Origin of the sequence: Longimicrobium sp. (assembly GCF_036399255.1) — a bacterium.
Lineage (GTDB): Bacteria > Gemmatimonadota > Gemmatimonadetes > Longimicrobiales > Longimicrobiaceae > Longimicrobium.
Genome location: NZ_DASWNM010000090.1, coordinates 25,519 through 41,525, shown reverse-complemented (window position 1 = coordinate 41,525; position 16,007 = coordinate 25,519). Strand labels below are relative to the sequence as shown.

Annotated in this window: 18 protein-coding genes; 15 read left to right on the top strand and 3 right to left on the bottom strand. The window is 70.4% G+C overall.

What is annotated here, in order from left to right:
- Positions 1 to 799: 799 nt before the first annotated feature.
- From VGC13_RS15945 to VGC13_RS15935, 3 genes are all read right to left on the bottom strand, one after another.
- Positions 800 to 1,342: a DinB family protein gene (locus VGC13_RS15945; protein ID WP_331126263.1), complete on the bottom strand. Its 543-nt coding sequence runs from the start codon at positions 1,340 to 1,342 to the stop codon at positions 800 to 802.
- Between the two features lie 128 nt (positions 1,343 to 1,470).
- The gene (locus tag VGC13_RS15940; RefSeq protein WP_331126262.1) at positions 1,471 to 1,731 is read right to left on the bottom strand and encodes a hypothetical protein; all 261 of its coding nucleotides are present in this window, start codon (positions 1,729 to 1,731) and stop codon (positions 1,471 to 1,473) included.
- On the bottom strand, positions 1,728 to 2,798 hold the full coding sequence (locus tag VGC13_RS15935) for a heme o synthase (protein ID WP_331126261.1): 1,071 nt from the start codon (positions 2,796 to 2,798) through the stop codon (positions 1,728 to 1,730). The genes VGC13_RS15940 and VGC13_RS15935 overlap by 4 nt, the downstream gene beginning before the upstream one ends.
- 217 nt (positions 2,799 to 3,015) lie before the next feature.
- On the opposite strand from VGC13_RS15935, the gene VGC13_RS15930 reads away from it, so the two are divergent.
- The 15 genes from VGC13_RS15930 to VGC13_RS15860 all read left to right on the top strand — a co-directional run bounded on the left by VGC13_RS15930 (position 3,016) and on the right by VGC13_RS15860 (position 15,850).
- On the top strand, positions 3,016 to 3,978 hold the full coding sequence (locus tag VGC13_RS15930; RefSeq protein WP_331126260.1) for a COX15/CtaA family protein: 963 nt from the start codon (positions 3,016 to 3,018) through the stop codon (positions 3,976 to 3,978).
- A 434-nt stretch (positions 3,979 to 4,412) separates the two neighbouring features.
- Positions 4,413 to 5,165 (top strand): SRPBCC family protein, encoded by a 753-nt coding sequence (locus VGC13_RS15925; RefSeq protein WP_331126259.1) that lies wholly within the window; start codon positions 4,413 to 4,415, stop codon positions 5,163 to 5,165.
- Positions 5,165 to 5,551, top strand: a complete 387-nt coding sequence (locus VGC13_RS15920) for a hypothetical protein (protein ID WP_331126258.1) — start codon at positions 5,165 to 5,167, stop codon at positions 5,549 to 5,551. The genes VGC13_RS15925 and VGC13_RS15920 overlap by 1 nt, the downstream gene beginning before the upstream one ends.
- A gap of 303 nt (positions 5,552 to 5,854) precedes the next feature.
- A complete protein-coding gene (locus tag VGC13_RS15915; protein ID WP_331126257.1) occupies positions 5,855 to 6,394 on the top strand; it encodes a GAF domain-containing protein in 540 nt (179 codons plus the stop codon).
- A 110-nt stretch (positions 6,395 to 6,504) separates the two neighbouring features.
- Positions 6,505 to 6,918, top strand: a complete 414-nt coding sequence (tnpA, locus tag VGC13_RS15910) for an IS200/IS605 family transposase (RefSeq protein WP_331126256.1) — start codon at positions 6,505 to 6,507, stop codon at positions 6,916 to 6,918.
- A 77-nt stretch (positions 6,919 to 6,995) separates the two neighbouring features.
- Positions 6,996 to 8,114 (top strand): sensor histidine kinase, encoded by a 1,119-nt coding sequence (locus tag VGC13_RS15905; RefSeq protein WP_331126255.1) that lies wholly within the window; start codon positions 6,996 to 6,998, stop codon positions 8,112 to 8,114.
- Positions 8,115 to 8,492: 378 nt separating this feature from the next.
- Entirely contained in the window at positions 8,493 to 10,541 is a 2,049-nt protein-coding gene (locus tag VGC13_RS15900; protein WP_331126254.1) for an ABC transporter ATP-binding protein, read from the top strand.
- Complete coding sequence (locus tag VGC13_RS15895) at positions 10,538 to 11,026, top strand: hypothetical protein (RefSeq protein ID WP_331126253.1); 489 nt, start codon at positions 10,538 to 10,540, stop codon at positions 11,024 to 11,026. Before VGC13_RS15900 ends, VGC13_RS15895 begins: the two co-directional genes overlap by 4 nt.
- A gap of 25 nt (positions 11,027 to 11,051) precedes the next feature.
- Positions 11,052 to 11,327 (top strand): hypothetical protein, encoded by a 276-nt coding sequence (locus VGC13_RS15890; RefSeq protein WP_331126252.1) that lies wholly within the window; start codon positions 11,052 to 11,054, stop codon positions 11,325 to 11,327.
- Positions 11,328 to 11,721: 394 nt separating this feature from the next.
- On the top strand, positions 11,722 to 11,910 hold the full coding sequence (locus tag VGC13_RS15885) for a hypothetical protein (protein ID WP_331126251.1): 189 nt from the start codon (positions 11,722 to 11,724) through the stop codon (positions 11,908 to 11,910).
- A 122-nt stretch (positions 11,911 to 12,032) separates the two neighbouring features.
- Positions 12,033 to 13,073 carry a thioredoxin-disulfide reductase gene (gene trxB / locus VGC13_RS15880; protein WP_331126250.1) on the top strand — a complete coding sequence of 347 codons (1,041 nt, stop codon included), beginning with the start codon at positions 12,033 to 12,035 and terminating at the stop codon, positions 13,071 to 13,073.
- A 617-nt stretch (positions 13,074 to 13,690) separates the two neighbouring features.
- Positions 13,691 to 14,368: a hypothetical protein gene (locus VGC13_RS15875; RefSeq protein WP_331126249.1), complete on the top strand. Its 678-nt coding sequence runs from the start codon at positions 13,691 to 13,693 to the stop codon at positions 14,366 to 14,368.
- 62 nt (positions 14,369 to 14,430) lie between these two features.
- Positions 14,431 to 14,982: a sigma-70 family RNA polymerase sigma factor gene (locus VGC13_RS15870; RefSeq protein ID WP_331126248.1), complete on the top strand. Its 552-nt coding sequence runs from the start codon at positions 14,431 to 14,433 to the stop codon at positions 14,980 to 14,982.
- Complete coding sequence (locus VGC13_RS15865; protein ID WP_331126247.1) at positions 14,979 to 15,344, top strand: hypothetical protein; 366 nt, start codon at positions 14,979 to 14,981, stop codon at positions 15,342 to 15,344. Before VGC13_RS15870 ends, VGC13_RS15865 begins: the two co-directional genes overlap by 4 nt.
- Complete coding sequence (locus tag VGC13_RS15860) at positions 15,341 to 15,850, top strand: hypothetical protein (RefSeq protein WP_331126246.1); 510 nt, start codon at positions 15,341 to 15,343, stop codon at positions 15,848 to 15,850. The genes VGC13_RS15865 and VGC13_RS15860 overlap by 4 nt, the downstream gene beginning before the upstream one ends.
- The last annotated feature ends 157 nt before the right edge of the window (positions 15,851 to 16,007 follow it).

The following is a 16,007-nucleotide window of genomic DNA, read 5'->3' as shown; positions in this document are numbered from 1 at the left end:
CGCGCCCTGACTTCCTGAGAGGGTGTTGCCAAACCTCCCGGCGTGATTGACTTCCTGAGGGAGGCGCCGCCCGGCAACTCGCTTGTACACTGCACCCTGGCGCCGACCAAAGGACCTCGCCAGCAGAACGACGGGGCTGGTTCCGTGCCCTGATCTGGCCCCTGCGCCACCGAGACGAGGTCCTTCGGTCGCGCACAATCTGTGTGCGGCTTCTGGTTGGACGTGATGCGCTCCCTCAGAGGGTGTTGCCAAACCCCCAAACTCACAAAGAAGCGATGACTTCCTGAGAGGGTGTTGCCAAACCCCAAATTCACAAAGAAGCGATGACTTCCTGAGGGAGCGCACCACGTGTAACCAGAAGCCACACGACCGCCTGCGCGCGACCGAAGGATCTCGTCCGCCTTCGCGAAGGACTGTCGTCCGGGCGCGGCAGCCGGCCCCTCGGTTCTGCCGGCGAGATCCTTCGGTCGGCGCCAAAGTCCATCGTACCCGCAGGCTGCGTAGCGGCGCCTCCCTCAGGAAGTCAATCGCAGGGCGAGGTTTGGCAACACCCTCTCAGGAAGTCACCGCTTCGTGGGGAGTCTGAGGGTTTGGCAACACCCTCTGAGCCTGAGGGAGCGCCGCGACTCACCATCCGTACCGCCTCACCCGGCGCGCGACCGAAGGACCTCGCTTCGGTGACGGCGGGACCGGCCGCGGCGCGCAGGGGCCGCGGCTACAATCCGCGCAGGCGGATTTTGCGCTTTTCCAGCGGCGAATTCATTCGCTCCTGGAGGACGCTCGCGCCGGGCCCCTGGCGTCAGCGGATCGCCTGCAGCTGCCGCGTGTGATGCTCCAGGTGCACGGCGCACAGGCGCATGCCGCGCGTCATGTCGATCTCGCCGAAGTAGGGGTGCGTTACGTGGTCCCAGCCGCCCGCGCGCACCCGCTGCGCCTCGTCCATGAAGCGGTCGCCCTGCTCGCGCATCCGCGCCAGCGCCTCGGCCTTCGGCGGCAGCGTGGCGGGGTCGGGGCGCAGCTCGCGGGGGGCGCGGGCGCCGCGGGGAAAGGTGCGGTGGTAGAGCATGTGCGGCAGCATCAGCAGCTTCAGCACGCGCCGGCGAAAGGGCGTCAGCTTCAGCTTCATCGCCGGCCCGCCGTTCACCTCGCCGATGAACACGCGGTACGTCATCGTCAGGTGCTCGGTGATCTCCGCCGGCGTCCACTTTTCCGGCGCCCACGGCTGCGTCCACGCGGCATCGGGGAGCGCGGCGGCACGGTCCAGGTACGCGTCGAGCGCCGCCTGGTGCTCGTCTACCGCGGCGCGCCAGCGGGATTCGGCACGTGGCGTGGCTGTGGGCATCGGTCGAGTGAGGTCAGGAGGGCGGGCGGGAGAGGACGGCGAGCGGATCGATCAATGCTCTTGCGAGCGGTGGCCGCTGCCCAGCCCGGGGCCGGCGGCACTGGGCACTTGAACCTGGGAACTCGGCACTACCTTCCCTCCGCCAGCCAGTGCGCGATGCGGATCGGCGACTCCGTGAGCTTCCACCCGGTGCGCGCCCACTCGGCGACGCGGGCGTTCATCTGCCCCACCGGCACCACGTCCTCGCGGCCGGGCGCCATGTAGTCGGCGCTGGACCACTCGCGAAGGCGCACGGTGCCGTCCGCCTCGGGGCGAAAGAGCAGGACCACGTAGCCCTGCCCGCCCGTGGGCGACGCGGCGTGAAAGGCGATGTTGTCGGGCCCGCTCACCGGCCGGCCGCGGCGGCGGACGCCACCAGCGGGTCCTGCACGAAGATCAGCCCCGGCGACACCTCGGCGCCGGGCGAGACGATGCCGTCCACCGCCATGGCCGCAAACAGCAGCGCCAGGTACAGCAGCGAGTTGCGGTACAGCGTCCACGCCGGCTGCACGAAGTTGGCGGCGCGCATCAGCCGCACCACGTCGCGAAGGAACCACAGCCCCAGCGCCGTCGCCAGCACGCCGTAGACGGGGCCCAGGCCGCCGTACGTCACCGGGCCCAGCGACAGCGGCAGCAGGATGAGCGTGTAGATGAGCATCTGCCGCATGGTCTCGCGCTCGCCCCACACGTTGGGCGCCATGGGCACGCCCACGCGGCCGTAGTCCTTCTGCTTGACCAGCGCCAGCGCCCAGAAGTGCGGCGGGGTCCAGAAAAAGACGATGAGGAACAGGTACACCGAGGTCAGCGACACCTCGCCCGTGGCGGCGGCCCAGCCCACCAGCGGCGGAAACGCGCCCGCGGCACCGCCGATGACGATGTTCTGCGGCGAGGTGCGCTTGAGCCAGCGGGTGTAGACGAAGACGTAGTACAGCAGCCCCGCCATCGCCAGGTACGCGCTCAGCGGGTTCACCAGCAGCGCGTAGACGGCGAACGCGGCCGCGCCCAGCGTGATGCCGAACGCAAGCACGTGCCCCGGCGACATGCGGCCGCTGGGGATGGGGCGCAGCTTCGTCCGCGGCATGTGGGCGTCGATGTCGCGATCGATGTACATGTTGATCGCGTTGGCGCCGCCCGCCATCAGGTAGCCGCCGATCATGGTCCACAGCAGCGTCCAGCCGTTGGGCCAGCCGCGCGTGGCGATCACCATGGGCGCCCACGTGGTCACCAGCAGCAGCGAGATGATGCGCGGCTTGGTGAGCGTCACGTAGTCGCGCAGCAGCTGCCGCACGCCGCCGGCGCCGCTCTGCGCGGCGGCCATGCCGGCGCGCTGCGTGGCGGTGGTCATGTCGGACGGCGGCGTCACCGGCGCGGGCACGGGAAAGCCGTCGGGTACAAGGCTGACGGAAACGTCGGACATCAACTCGTCTGGATGCGGGGTCGCAAGTCGGGGCGAAATATACGCCTGGCACGCGTCCGCGCCACCCCGCCGGACCAAACGTCCGCAGGTTGCCCCACGGCGGCGTGGGGGATCTCCTTACCTGCATCCAACCCGCGCGCTCTCAACCACTTGCGTGGGGCGGCGGCGGTCCGTTACCATCGTGCGCCCGATCCCTCTCTCCCGTCCGGATGTGAAGATGAGTCCCGATCCGCACGCGCAGCACCGGTTTGCGCGGTTCGCCCGGCTGGTGCTGGCGTACAACGTGGCCGTGGTGCTGTGGGGCGCCGTGGTCCGCGCGACGGGCGCCGGGGCGGGGTGCGGGGCACACTGGCCGCGCTGCAACGGCGTGGTCATTCCCCGCGATCCGTCCGTCGAAACGCTCATCGAGTTCACCCACCGCGCCACCAGCGGCATCGCGCTGTTGGCCGTGGTGGCGATGCTGTGGATGGCGCTACGCCGCTTTCCGCGCGGGCACGTGGTGCGCACCGGCGCCATCTGGTCGATGGTGCTGATGCTGACGGAGGCGGGGGTGGGCGCCAGCCTGGTGCTGCTGCGGCTGGTAGCGGACAACGCGTCGCTGGCGCGGGCGTGGTGGATGGCCATCCACCTCACCAACACCTTCTTTCTGCTGGCGGCCATCGCGCTGACGGCGTGGTGGGCCAGCGGCGGCCGGCGCATCCGCGTGCGCGGCCAGGGGCTCACGGGGTTCCTGGCCCTGGCGCCTGTCGCGCTGACGCTCCTCGTTGCGGTCACCGGCGCCATCACCGCGCTGGGCGACACGCTGTTCCCCAAGAGCAGCGTGGGCCTGGACGGCGGGACGCACTTCCTGGAGCGGCTGCGCATCGTGCACCCCGTACTGGCGGTGGCCACGACCCTGTTCGCCATCGCCGCCTCCGCCGCGCTGTGCCGCAGGCGTCCGGGGCGGGCGACGGAGCGGCTGTCGTACGCGGCGGCGGCGCTGCTGGGGCTGCAGGTCGTTGCGGGCGTGGTGAACGTGGCGCTGCTGGCCCCGGTGTGGATGCAGATCATCCACCTGCTGCTGGCGGATGGCGTATGGCTGGCGCTGGTGCTGCTCGCCGCGTCCGCGCTGGCGGAAGAGCCGGCGGACGCCTCCGCGGCGGTCCACCCGGCGCCGAGGAGCGTGCCGGCCGCGGTGTAGGGCACCGCGCGTCGGAGCGGCTTCGTCCCGGGGGGTCGTCGCGGGCGGGGTTCATTCCGGGCGGGTTCGTCTCGGGCGGGGTTCGTCTCGGGCGGGTGAACCCGCGGCTGGAAAGCGGGAAGCCCCGCAAACTGCGCGGGGCTTCAACGGCTCGGACGAATCACGAGACACTCGTCCGCGAAGGCGGACATCGCGTTTTCCCAGCCGCGAATTCATTCGCCCGACCGCCGGGCGCGCGGAATCCATGCATCGCCCTTTCTCGCACCCTCTCCCGCCGACGCGCGGGAGAGGGTGCTGCGTCGCAACCATCCGCGGCGCGTTTCCGTACGCAGCATCCCACAGGGCACCCGTCTTGCACCCCGGCGGCGCCCAAAACGCGGGTGAACGATCGGCTTTCCGCGCCTTTCGGGGGCGGAAGATGACTGGAGGATATGGTGAACGACGTGGCTCAAAAGCTGGGCGGCGCCCTCGTGGGCGGCGAGGTGAACGTGGGGACGGTGGAGCGGTGGGCGTCGATGTTCGGCGGCGGATACCTGGCGGGCGCGGGGATCAAAAAGGGCGGTGCCGGCGGTGCGCTGATGGGGCTGGTGGGCGCCATCCTGCTGCACCGCGGCGCCACGGGGCACTGCAACGTGTACACGGCGCTCGGGGTCGATACGTCGTCCACCGGCGCCAGGCCGGCCGACGGCGCGATGCCGGCGACGGGCGCCGCCGCCGGCGTGCGGCTGGAGGCATCCATCACCGTAAACCGCATGGCGGAGGAGCTGTACGCGTACTGGCGCGACTTCACCAACGCGCCCAGCTACATGGACCGCATCATCTCCGTGCGCGCGCTGGACGACCGGCGCTCGCTGTGGACGGCGGAGGGGCCGCGCGGGGCCGCCATCGAGTGGATGTCGGACCTGACGGAGGACGTGCCCAACCGGCGCATCGCCTGGCACTCGCTGCCGGGCTCGGACCTGCCCAACCGCGGCTCGGTGGAGTTCACCCCCGGCCGCCTGGGCGAGACGACCGTGCGGCACACGCTGGAGTTCGATCCGCCGGGCGGCATGGTGGGCGAGGCCATCGCGCGGGTGATGCAGGGGATGACGAAGGAGATGGTGCAGGCCGACCTGCGCCGCTTCAAGACGCTGATGGAGGCGGGGACGACCGTCGGCGCCGGCGCCCCGGCAGGGAGCAGCGCCTGATGGCCGGCGGCGGACGGGACCGGGCCGGCCCGGCGGACCGGCTGGCGATGGCGCAGGGCGCGTTCTACCTGGCGACCGGCGTGTGGCCGCTGCTGCACATGGGCAGCTTCGAGGCGGTCACGGGTGAGAAGACGGACGACTGGCTGGTCGAGACGGTGGGCGCGCTGATCGCCGTCTCCGGCGCGGCGATGCTGATGGCGGGGCTGCGGCGGCGCGTCACGCCCGAGATCGCGCTGCTGGCCGCGGGATCCGCCGGGGCGCTTGCGGCCATCGACGTCATCTACACGGCCCGCCGGGTGATCCGCCCGGTGTACCTGGCCGACGCGGCGGTGGAGGTGGGGCTGATCGGCGCGTGGGCGGCGGTGGCGGGGAGCATCGAGGACTGATTGGGCGAGAGCGAGTAAACTCGCCGCAACGACTGCGGGAAGCCTCGCAAACTGCGCGAGGCTTTGATGATGGAGGCCACCTCACCGACGTGGGGCGGCCTTTGTCGTTCGTAGCTCGCTCTCTCCCGGGCGGGTGAACCCGCGGCTGGAAGAGCGGGAAGCCCCGCAAACTACGCGGGGCTGCGATGCCGCAAAGACTCGTCGCGCGACGGGATGCGGTGTATCATCATCCATCCTGAAAACAGACAGCGCGCGCGGGCGAAGAGGCCGGCGAATCGCTTACCCGAATAACATAGAATCCACATGGCGGAATACACGCTGGTCGCGGAGAAGACGGGCGAGTTGCGGATGGACGCGGCGGCCAAGGAAGAGCGCTACGCCACCCTCGCGGCGCAGATCGAGGCGACGCTGGCGGGGGAGCCGGACCTGACGGCGGCGATGGCGAGCGTTGCGTGCCTGCTGCACAACGGCTTTCCGTACTACTTCTGGACGGGCTTCTACCGGCGCGTGGGGCCCACGCGGCTGCTGGTGGGGCCGTACCAGGGCACGCTGGGATGCCTGGACATCGACTTTGCGCGCGGCGTGTGCGGCGCCTGCGCCACGCGGCGCGAGACGATCGTGGTGGAGGACGTGCACGCGTTTCCCGGCCACATCGCCTGCGACTCCGCGTCCGCCTCGGAGATCGTGGTCCCCGTGTTCGACGCCCGCGGCGAGCTGATCGCGGTGCTCGACGTCGACAGCACCCTCCCCGCCGCCTTCGACGCGGTGGACCAGCGCTGGCTGGAGCGCATCGTCGCGCTGCTGGCGCAGAAGGAGGCGATGCCGGTGGTGTGGCAGGGGTAGGGATGACTCCGCAGAATTCTTTCTCGGGCGGGTGAACCCGCGGCTGGAACAGCGGGAAGCCCCGCAAACCCCGCGGGGCTGCGCGAACCACAATCAACCCGGTTTGGACGATGAGGCATTCGCTGACGTACCTCTACGTGCACATCGTGTGGTCGACATGGAGGCGGGCGCCGCTGATCACGCGGGAGCTGCAGCCGCACATCTACGGCGCCATCCAGCACCAGGCGTCGAAGCTCCGGTGCGAGGTAATCGCGATCGGGGGAATCGAGGACCACGTCCACGTGCTCCCGCGATATCCGCCCACGGTCGCGATCTCCGATCTGGTGCGTCACATGAAAGGCGCGTCCTCACACCTGGTCACGCACGTCCTGGGGCACCGGAACGCGTTCAAGTGGCAGGGTGCGTATGGTGCGTTCTCCCTCTCCAAGCGCGGACTGCCGTACGTGCGCGAGTACGTGCTCAACCAGGAGGCACACCACCGTGACGGCACGCTCAGTCGCGCGCTCGAGGCTGATTCCATGTGATCACAGCCCCGCGTAGTTTGCGGGGCTTCCCGCTTTTCCAGCCGCGGGTTCACCCGCCCGAGGAGAGAGCCAGCTTCATGCATCCCGATCCATCCGCCACCACCACCTCCCCTTCCCCGCCCTCCACGCCCGCGCCCGGCCGCCTGCCGCGGCTGGTGCGGTGGCTGCTGCGGGTGCCGCTGTTCTACAAGATCCTGCTGGCCAACGCCGCGCTGGTGCTGGTGGGCACCATCGTGGGCAGCATGGTCACCGCGGACTACGTGCGCCGCCACCCGGGCTCGTCCACGCTGGACCTGGTGGGGGCGCTGGCGGTGATGGGCATTCTGGCCACCGTGCTGGTGAACGCGCTGATCCTGCGGCTGGCCCTGCACCCGCTGGACGCGCTGGAGCGCACCGCCGCCCGCGTGCAGCGCGGCGACCTGGACGCGCGCGTGCCGCACTCCGTGCTGGCCGACCGCGAGCTGGACCGCCTTACGCGCACCTTCAACGGCATGCTGGAATCCGGCGCCGCCAACCGCGAGCGCCTGCGCGAGGTGGCCTCCACCGCGCTCAACGCGGCGGAGGAGGAGCGCAAGCGCATCGCCCGCGAGCTGCACGACGAAACGGCGCAGCTGCTGGCCGCGCTGCTCATCCGCATCCGCGTGGTCAAGAACGCCAGCGGCTCCGATGCGGTGGCGGGCCCGCTGGAGGACATGCGCCGCGAGATCGGCCACGCGCTGAACGGCGTGCGCCGCTTTGCCCGGGGCCTGCGCCCCCCCGCGCTGGACGAGCTGGGGCTCATCCCCGCCATCGAGTCGCACGTGCGCTCCATCCGCGAGATCACCGAGATCGACCTGTCACTGGATTCCGACAGCACCACCGACGACGACCTGCCGCCCGAGGCCTCGCTGGCCGTGTACCGCATCGTGCAGGAGGCGCTCTCCAACGTGGTGCGCCACTCCGGCGCCACCCGCGCCGCCGTGCGCGTGGTGCGAGAGCCGGACCGGCTGGTGGTGACGGTGGAGGACGACGGACACGGCTTCAACGTGCCGGAGGTGCGCGCGACCGGCGGCGGGCTGGGACTCTTCGGGATGGGCGAGCGCGCCGCGTACCTGGGCGGCCGCGTGGAGGTGCAGAGCGCCCCCGGCACCGGCACCCGCGTCCGCGCCGAGATCCCGCTGGGGGATGGGGGTGCGGTGGCGGTGGAGCAGTTGTAGGCCATTCGGAAGAACGTGATGTCTGAGCTGGCCTTCGGGTCGGGCGGGTGAACCCGCGGCTGGAACTGCGGGAAGCCCCGCAAACCCCGCGGGGCTGCGCTTCGACAAACAATCATGCGCATCCGCCTTACGGAGGGCGAACACGGGATGGTGGATCTGCCCGGCACGATTTACCGACACATCACAACGCATCCGGCCGATCACAGCCCCGCGCAGTTTGCGGGGCTTCCCGCTTTTCTAGCCGCGGGTTCACCCGCCCGGGACAAAACGAGCCCGGATCACCGCGGTCGGTCCTTCACTACGCCCCCCATCTGCCGCCCCCCCCCTTTCCCGCCGCAGGTTGGAGCACCGGCGCCGCATGGTTAGATTGGCGGTACCATGACTTCGACCGCCCCATCCGCCGAATCCGCGCCCGCCGAGGCGCCCGCGAACGCGCCCGAGACTTCCGGCGAGGCGCCGCCCGCCACCGCCGTGCCGCCGAAGATCCCGATCCGGCAGAAGCTGAAGGCGGGCGAGCTGCGCCAGCTGGTGCCGCGGCTCAAGCCGCACCGCGGCAAGCTGGCGGTCGCCACCATCATGCTGCTGGGAAGCAGCGCCGCCGGCCTGGTGTTTCCGCGCGTGGTGGGCGGGCTGATGGACTCGGCCTTCCTGGACCGCAGCATGGCCGAGCTGGACCGCACCGCCCTCTTTCTGCTGGGGCTGTTCGCCGTGCAGGCGGTGCTCAACTTCTTTCAGGCGTACCTGCTCAGCCTGAGCGGCGAGCGCATCATCGCGCAGCTGCGGATGGACCTGTTCGAGCGCCTGCTGGGCCTTCCCCCCGCCTTCTTTGCCGACCGCCGCACCGGCGAGCTCACCAGCCGCCTGGGCACCGACGTCAGCATGCTGCAGGGCGTGCTCACCATGCACGCCACCGAGCTCTGCCGCCAGCTGCTGATGCTGATCGGCGCGCTGGTCATGCTGACGGTGACGCACGTCTACCTGACGCTGGTGACGCTGGTGGTGGTGCCGGTGGTCGTGGGCTCCGCCTTCTTCTTCGGCAAGAAGCTGCGGACGGCGTCGCAGGGGGTGATGGACCAGGTGGCCGAGGCCAGCGCCATCGCCGAAGAAGCGTTCGCGCAGATCCGCGTGGTGCAGAGCTTCGTCCGCGAGCCGCACGAGCGCGTGCGCTACGGCGACCGCATCCGCCAGTCGGTGCAGGTGGCGCTGCGGCGGGCGGTCACGCGCGGCTTCTTCTTCAGCATCATCGGCTTCATCAGCCTGAGCGGCTCCGTGCTGGTGCTGTGGGTGGGCGGGCGGATGGTGGTCGCGGGGCAGCTTACGGCGGGCACGCTGGTGTCCTTCATCCTCTACAGCGCCATGGCGGCCGGCGCGGTGGGCTCGCTGGGCGGGCTGTGGAGCGCGTACCAGGAGGCCGTGGGCGCGTCCGGGCGCGTGTTCGAGCTGCTGGGCAGCCGCCCGCACCTGCGCGACCCCGACGCCCCTGTGCCGCTCCCCCGCCCCGTGCGCGGCGACGTGGCGTTCGAGGACGTGTGGTTTCGCTACGAGACGCCCGACGAGCTGCCCAAGCTGGAGTTTCCCCAGGCGTGGGGCGAGGTGAAGCGCGAGGAGGCCGCCAAGCCCGCCGCCGCGCCCGACTGGACGCTGCGTGGAATCTCGTTCCGCATCCGCCCGGGCGAGACGGTGGCACTCGTGGGCCCCTCCGGCGCGGGAAAGACCACCATCGCCGCGCTCATCCCGCGCTTCTGGGACGTGCAAAAGGGCCGCATTTCGCTGGACGGCATCGACGTGCGCCAGCTGCGGCTGGCGGACCTGCGCGAGGCAATCGGCCTGGTGCCGCAGGAAACGCTGCTGTTCAGCGGCACCGTGCGCGAGAACATTGCCTACGGGCGCCCCGACGCGCCGCAGGCGGAGGTGGTCGCGGCGGCACGCGCGGCGCACGCGCACGAGTTCGTGCAGCTGCTGGCGGAGGGGTACGATACGAAAGTGGGCGAGCGCGGCATCAAGCTGTCCGGCGGGCAGCGGCAGCGCATCGCCCTGGCGCGCGCCATCCTGAAGGACCCGTCGGTGCTGGTGCTGGACGAGGCCACCAGCAGCCTGGACGCCGAGAGCGAGGCGCTGATCGAGGATGCGCTGAACGGCCTGCTGGCCAACCGCACCACGCTCATCATCGCGCACCGCCTTTCCACCGTGCGGCGCGCAGACCGGCTGCTGGTGCTGGAGGGCGGCACCATCGTGGAGACCGGCACCCACCCCGAGCTGATGGCCGCCGGCGGCCTGTACGCGCGCCTCTACGCCCGCCAGTTCCGCGACTTCGACGGCGACGACCAGAGCCCGCTGCTGGCCGCCGGCCCGCCCGTGGCCCCCGCCCTTTCCGAGCCGGCCGGCGGCGGCGACGCGCACGGCGAAGAGGAGCTGATGGTGGTATGACGGGCTGGGCCGCGCGCGCATCCCGGCGCATCCAGGCGCGCATGGAAAAGCCGGCCACCCCGCTGCGGCTCTACACCGTGGGCGCCATCCTGCTTCCGCTGGCGCTCTACTCCGCGTGGACGTCCGCGCGCGACCGCCACGGGATGGTGCGCGAGGTGCTCGCCACCCAGGAGCGGCCGAGGGGCGCGTACCACCTGCGCATGGACAGCACGGTCGCGCGGTACATCCCCGTCGGCACTCCCCGGGAGAGCGCCATCCGGACACTGCGAGAGCACGGCTTTCGCGTGACCGTCGAGCGTATTCCGCTTCCGTACCAGGGGGGCGTGCTGGAGACGATGTGCCCGGACTGCACCGAGCAGGTCTCGGGGCGCTACGACCAGAGCTGGTTCCAGGGCATCTACTCCATCACCGTGCTGCTGGGCGTCCGCGACGGGCGCGTGGCCTACGTGCGAGGCGCGCTGGTGCAGCAGGAGTTCTCGATCTGAGATGCCAGGACTCTGAGGAAGCACGATGAGCAGACTGCACGCGGACTTCAACGGCCTCTTTGGGGATCTCCTCTGCCTGTCTCACGCGGACACGTGCGAGGACGAATACGGCAACGAAGTCCCGCTTCACGAGGGTATGCAAGCAACCGCATTTGAGCCTGACATCGACGGCGGCCAGCCCGACGACCTGATCGCGAGCGGCATCGTTGTGCGGTCCCCGGACTGGCTGCAGTGCAACGGCTCCCGCTGGGCACTCAGGATCGACAAGAATGGCGTGCGGCACCAGTCGGAGATCACCTGAACGCACGCCGATTCCGCGATGGCGACCGGCCGGCATTCTTCTCAAACCTTCATGATTGTCCAGCAATATGGTAGATGCGCGTGACGACTACGAATGCGATGTGCCCTGCCTTGTCAAACGGATCATCTCTCGCCCGCATTCTGGGCAGCGGGTCACAGCGGCTCGGATGCTCGGCCACTTGGGACGGCAAGCGTTGCCGGCAGTCGAACCGCTCTGCATAGCGGCGATGAGCGATAAGTCGCCATCGGTCCCGCAATGCGGCTATGGCTGCGTTGAAGAAGATATCGGATCAGAAGTCGATCGCGGATGCACTTATGCACCCTCGGCAGGAGGTGCGAATGACAGCCCTCCGCTTGATGGGTGAATCAGCCAAGAGCCGCCCGTAGGTGTCCTGATGAGATCCGTCAAGCACGAAGTCGCGTCGCTGCTCAAACGTCTTCCGGAGGACTGCTCGCTCGAGGACATCCAGTACCACCTCTACGTGATCCAGAAGGTGCGGAACGGTCTGGAACGCGCCGACACCGAGGGCGTCGTCGAGCAGGACGAGGCAGAGGCGCGGCTGGCGAAGTGGATCATAGAGTAGTGTGGTTGTCGGATGCTCCGATCTACAGACCGTGTAGCACGTCCCTTCCCATCTGGTGTATATTCCCGCGCGCAACGTTTCCTGCCCCGGCGGGCAGACAATAACGACTCGGAGATCTACGAATGTCGCAGGACGGTCAGGCGGAGACGCTGGTGATCATTGGCTCGGGGCCGGCCGCGTGGACGGCGGCGGTGTACGCCTCGCGCGCCAACCTGGACCCGCTGGTGATCGAAGGCGAGCCCTCGCGCGACATGATCCCCGGCGGGCAGCTGATGTACACCACCGACATCGAGAACTTTCCGGGCTTCCCGGAAGGAGTGGACGGGCAGGACCTGATGGCCAGGATGAAGGCGCAGGCCGAGAAGTTCGGCACGCGGACGATGATGGAGAACGTGGCCTCCGTCGACTTCGCCGTCTACCCGTTCGTCCTGCGCCCGTCGTACAGCCCCGAGATCCGCGCCAAGGCCGTCATCGTGGCCACGGGGGCGCGCGCCAACTGGATGGGGCTGGAGAACGAGATCCGCCTGGCCCAGAGCGGCGGCGGCGTAAGCGCCTGCGCCGTGTGCGACGGCGCGCTGCCGGCGTTCCGCGACAAGCGCCTGGCCGTGGTGGGCGGCGGCGACTCGGCGATGGAAGAGGCCAACTACCTCACCAAGTTCGCCAGCGAGGTGGTGATCATCCACCGCCGCGACGGCTTTCGCGCCTCCAAGATCATGGCCGAGCGCACCCTGGCCAATCCCAAGATCCGCGTGGAGTGGAACACCAAAGTGGCCGACGTGCTGGGCGATGAGTTCGTGACCGCGCTGCTGCTGGAGGACACCAATACGGGTGAGCGGCGCGAGATGGAAGTAGGCGGGCTGTTCGTGGCCATTGGCCACACGCCCAACACCGGGTTCCTCAAGGGGCAGGTGGAGCTGACGCCGCACGGATACCTGGTGGCACCGTACGCCTGGCGCACGGCCACCAGCGTTCCCGGCGTGTTCGCCGCCGGCGACGTGATGGACGACTACTACCGCCAGGCCATCACCGCCGCCGGCACCGGCTGCATGGCCGCGCTCGAGGCGGAGCGCTGGATGGCCCACCACGGCGTCACCGAAGCCGAGTCGCCCGTCCTGGAAACCGCCGAAAGCAGCATCGGCCACCCCGCCGCGCAGATGGCGTAAGGCAGTACGTTCGATGAAAAGCCGCGGCTCCCAGGTGGGGCCGCGGCTTTTTCGCGTCCGTCGAACGGTACTGCCAATCCTCCGCAGTCACATCGAAGCCTGATTTCCTGAGGGAGCGCACCACGTGCAACCAGCGACCGCACAACCGATTGCGCGCGACCGAAGGATCTACTCCTCCCCACTGTGGACCGGCTTCACGACGCAGCAAATCCAGCCCCTCGGTTCTGCCGGCGAGATCCTTCGGTCGGCGCGAAAGTACATCGTACGAGCAAGGTTCGGAGCGCCACACCGCGTTGGCCGCCTCCCGCATCCATCCGAAGCGCGATCGAATTCTCCCCTCTCCGTGAGGAACGAACGGGGAGGGGCCGGGGGAGGGGCACCCCGCGGACGCAGTTCGATGCACGTCGCCGAGCCCACGTCCACCCCCGCGCAATCCGTTCCGCCGCATCGCCTTAACATCCATCGCCCCCCGCGCGTCTCCTTTCTGGAAGCACGCACGGAGCGGGCGCGGACGAGCGCCTTAACATCCTCCCCGCCCCGCGCGTCTCCTCTACAGACGGGCCGTTCGAGCGACGACATCGCTCGCCGGCAACACACTTCCTGAGGAGCACCACACGATGAAGTTCGCATCTCGTTATCTGATCGCGGCCGCGCTGGCGGCCGCTCCCGTGGCCGCCAGTGCGCAGACCACGCCTCCGCCCGCCGGGCAGCGCGAGCAGGTCCGCGAAGGCCGTGGCGAGCTCCGCGGCCCGCGTCCGGGCCAGGCCGGTCCGGGCCGCAGTCCCGTGCAGGGCCTGCTGCGCCAGCGCGAGCAGCTGGGCCTGACCGCCCAGCAGGTGTCGCGGCTGGAGGCCATCGACCGCGACCTGCAGGCCCGCAACGCCCCGCTGCACCAGCAGCTCACCGCCCTGATGCCGCGGCGTGGCGAGCAGGGCCAGGACGGCGCCCGTCCGCGGGGCCAGCGCGGCGAGCGTCCCCAGGGTGCGCGTCCGCGGGGCGAGCGCCGTGCCCGTCCCGACAGCGCCGCGCGTGCCCAGCGCCGCGCCGAGCGCCCGCGGCTGACCGAGGCGCAGCGCCAGCAGATGCGGCAGCGGCGCGAGCAGGCGCAGCCCATCGTGCAGCAGCTGCGCGCCAACACCGAGCAGGCGCTTACGCAGGCCCGCGCCGTGCTGACCGCGGAGCAGCAGCAGAAGGTCCAGCAGCGGCTGAACGAACGCCGCGAGCGGCAGGGCGACCGTCCGCGGCGCGGTGAGCGCGGCCGCGGCGGCGACCGCGCCGGCGCGCGGTCCCGCTGACAGGAACCCGTCCGGGCGCGCATCGTGCGCCCGGACGGGGCTGAACGGGGCATGGAGGCCGATTGACGGAGAGCGACGCGGCGCTGGTCGCGCGGGCCCGCGGGGGCGACGGAGGTGCGTTCGAAACGCTGGTGCGCAGGCACCTGCGGTCCGCGTACGCCGTGGCGCTGGCGCAGCTGGGTGAAGAGGCGGACGCGCAGGACGCGGTGCAGGACGCCTTCGTCACCGCCCTGCAGCGCATCGAGGAGTGCCGCAAGCCCGACCAGTTCGGCAGCTGGCTCATGTCCATCGTCCGCAACCGCGCGCGCGACAACCGCCGCTACCGGGCGGTTCGCGACGCGCTGCCCCTGGACGCCGCCAGCGAGGCGGTGGACCGGGCGGATCCCAGCGGCGACGCCGAGAACGCCGAGCTGCGCCAGGACCTGCTGGGGGCGATGGACACGCTAACCGAGCTGCAGCGCGAGGTCATCCTGCTGTACGATTTCGAAGGGTGGAGCCACAAGGAGATCGGAAGCAGGCTGGGGATCAGCGACGGATCGGCCCGCGTGCACCTGTTCAACGCCCGCCGCGCCCTGCGCGAGCGGCTGACGGATCGACATCGGGAGGAACAGTGAACTTCGAAGACGGCTTCCGCGACACGGCGCCGCTGGATCCCTCGCCCGACACCGAGCGCTGGGAGCGCATGGTGGCGGGGATCACGGCCGCCGCGGCGCCGGAGCTGGCGCGGCGGGCACGCCTTCCCGCGCCGGGAATGATGATGCTGCTGGCCGACTGGGTGCGCCCCACGCTCTCCGCCGCGGCGGTGATGGCCGCGACGGCCGGCGCCTTTCTGCTGACCGGCACGGATTCCACCGCCGATGCGACCAGCCTGACCGCACAGATGGGATACTCCACCTCCGTCGCCAGCTGGGTGGACGCCGAGAGCGCGCCGTCGGTGGAGGAGATGGTGCTGGACTGGGAAGGAGCGGCGCAATGACCGGCGAGAACGGACGGCGCATGCGGCTGCTGGCGGTGCTGTCGCTGCTGGTGGTGTTCGTGGCCGGCGCCCTCGTCGGCGCGGCGGTGGAGCGCGGGCGCGGCGACGACCGGGGCCCACGCCGCCCGCCGCGCGAGGCCCGGCGCGGCCCGCCTCCCATGTTCGCCGAGGGCAGCCCGGTGGCCCAGCGGCTCAAGCTGACCGCCGCGCAGCGCGACAGCATCGAGCGCATCACCGAGCGCGACCGGGTGCGCGCGGATTCCGTTTTCCGTGAGACGCGCCGGGGAATGCGGGCGCGCTTCGACAGCACGCTGACCGCGATGGAGGCGGTGCTCACCCCCGAGCAGCGCGTGGAATGGCAGAAGATTCGTCAGGAGATGCGGGAGCGCGACCGACAGGACCGGCGCGAGCGCCGCGGCGGACGCGGAGATCCGGACGGGCCCCGCATCCGCGCGCCGGACGGGCCTCCGCCGGACGCGGTCGGCGGCGCGATCCCGCGGACCTGATCCGGACGAACCGGCTTCCCGGCGCCCAGCGAGGTCCTGCGGTACGAGCAGGAACTGCAGGTTGGGGTACAGAGGAACAGAGAAAAACACAGAGGAGCAGAGGAAATCATGATGATGGATTTCCTCTGCTCCTCTGGCTGTTCTCTGTTCCTCTGTA